Origin of the sequence: Sulfolobus sp. B1 (genome assembly GCF_007050195.1) — an archaeon.
GTDB lineage: Archaea > Thermoproteota > Thermoprotei_A > Sulfolobales > Sulfolobaceae > Saccharolobus.
In genome coordinates, this window is sequence record NZ_QIMI01000214.1 from 1 (window position 1) to 1785 (window position 1785).

The following is a 1785-nucleotide window of genomic DNA, read 5'->3' on the forward strand; positions in this document are numbered from 1 at the left end:
ATTGCAATTACTTTCTCGCCATCTTTAGTATAGGAAACAAGCTTAACGTTCATCATAATACACTTACCTTATATAAGTAACTCTATTTATACTGAAAATAAAAGGGATTGTGCTTATCAGAATTGAAGGCTTTACCTTAGGTATTGCGATTATAGATTAGCTGGCATCGAAGATATTATAATTAATAAAAGTAGGATTAAGTATCATATAACTTATAAATATAAAAAACGAGATACAATAATCTTACCATAATCTAAAACCTAAGAGCTTTCTAGCATGCTAAACTTTTCTACCAACCTAGTTAAAATACCAGCGTTTTTCTCAGCATCTTTCTCTATTTGGTCAAAAGTTTTCTTTATTTCCTCGTTTTGTAATGACGAGATCTTTTGCTTATAATAAACTATTAGTTTTAATTCCTCCTCTAATGCGTCAAGAATGTTTTGGAGTTCTTTATTATCTATTTTACTATTCTTTAAAGCTAAATCCCTTAAACATGTATAATGAACTACTCCTTTTTTCATATATGTGAACAATTCGTCCCAATATATAGTATTATTACACAAGGCGCATTTCCACTTAGTAGCTGGACGACTCATAAGTAGTAGAAGATTTATATCTAAAAAAGCCTTACGGTTTATGATGATAATAACAGCCCAACTTTTAAACGATTCAAAGTTCTATGAAAAGCCGATACTATTATACTTTACTACTGATCAGTGTAAAAAATGTGAAGAATTGTATGAACAAATGAAGAATCTATATATATTATCTAAATATTACGCTATTCAAGTAAATGCAATTGAAAATGTAGAGTATACTGTAAGGCTAACTAGAGGTGTGATTCCCACTATCACAATACTTACTCCAGATTTAAAGATCTTAGGCATAATTGAGTCGGTTGATGTTAAGTTTATAGAATCTAGACTAAGGGACATTTTAGACGATTATAAAAATAAAAAAATCATAGGTCTCACAATAAATGGTTTCATTCCAGAGCCATTAGAGTTATCACCATTTGTAATCTACGATACTGTTAACAAAGTAATAGAGGGAGAACCTGCTGACAGTAGAATGATTGAGGTTTATCTTACCTACACTAATATATATAAGGATTATTTAAAGGCTAAAGACAAAATAAAATTTCAAGACAGTTTAGCTGAGTTTCTTCTGAATAAACAAGCCAAGATTAACGTAGATAAAAAATATTTAGCTAATATAGCAATGTTAGTGAATTACGGAATAGCTGACATAAAGGAAGTATTAGAGTTATTAAATAAGGACACTGGAGAGGTTTATAGAAGTTCGTTAAGAGAGAATAAGGGTATATTACTAGATGAAGCATTAGCTGGAAACGCGCTATTAACAGCTTATGAGTCAAGTTTTGATGAAAACTATCTAACTTTAGCTATTAGGATTGCTAATTATATTAAGGAAAATTTGCAACATGAAAAAGGGTTTAAAGATATCAAAGGTAATGACGATATAACAAATATTCCCTATTTAGAGCCAATATCTAATGCTGAGACAGCAATATTTTTCTCTAGATTATGGAATATAACTAATGATGAAAGCTATAAATCACTATCGCTTAAAGGTGCTATGAGTGCGCTAGGAGCTAGTACCTCAAATCCTAAAGTCTTGGCTAGAATTTCTATTGCGTATATGAAATTGTATGAAAGTATAAAGGCAAATCAAGTCTTAAATATTATAGATTCTAGGGTAGAAATAGTAAAAGATAATAATTGCGAAAAAGGAAAACTATATTACGATGGGAAATGCTATACA

The 1785-nt window shown here is 30.0% G+C and carries 2 protein-coding genes; one reads left to right on the forward strand and one right to left on the reverse strand.

Annotated features, from left to right (window positions below; all coding sequences use genetic code 11):
• Window positions 1–260: 260 nt before the first annotated feature.
• Complete coding sequence (locus DMP16_RS09560; protein ID WP_069282418.1) at window positions 261–596, reverse strand: DUF2175 family protein; 336 nt, start codon at window positions 594–596, stop codon at window positions 261–263.
• A 43-nt stretch (window positions 597–639) separates the two neighbouring features.
• Here DMP16_RS09560 and DMP16_RS09565 point away from each other — a divergent pair.
• The coding region (locus DMP16_RS09565) for a hypothetical protein (RefSeq protein ID WP_255446864.1) at window positions 640–1785 on the forward strand (1146 nt) is incomplete at its 3' end.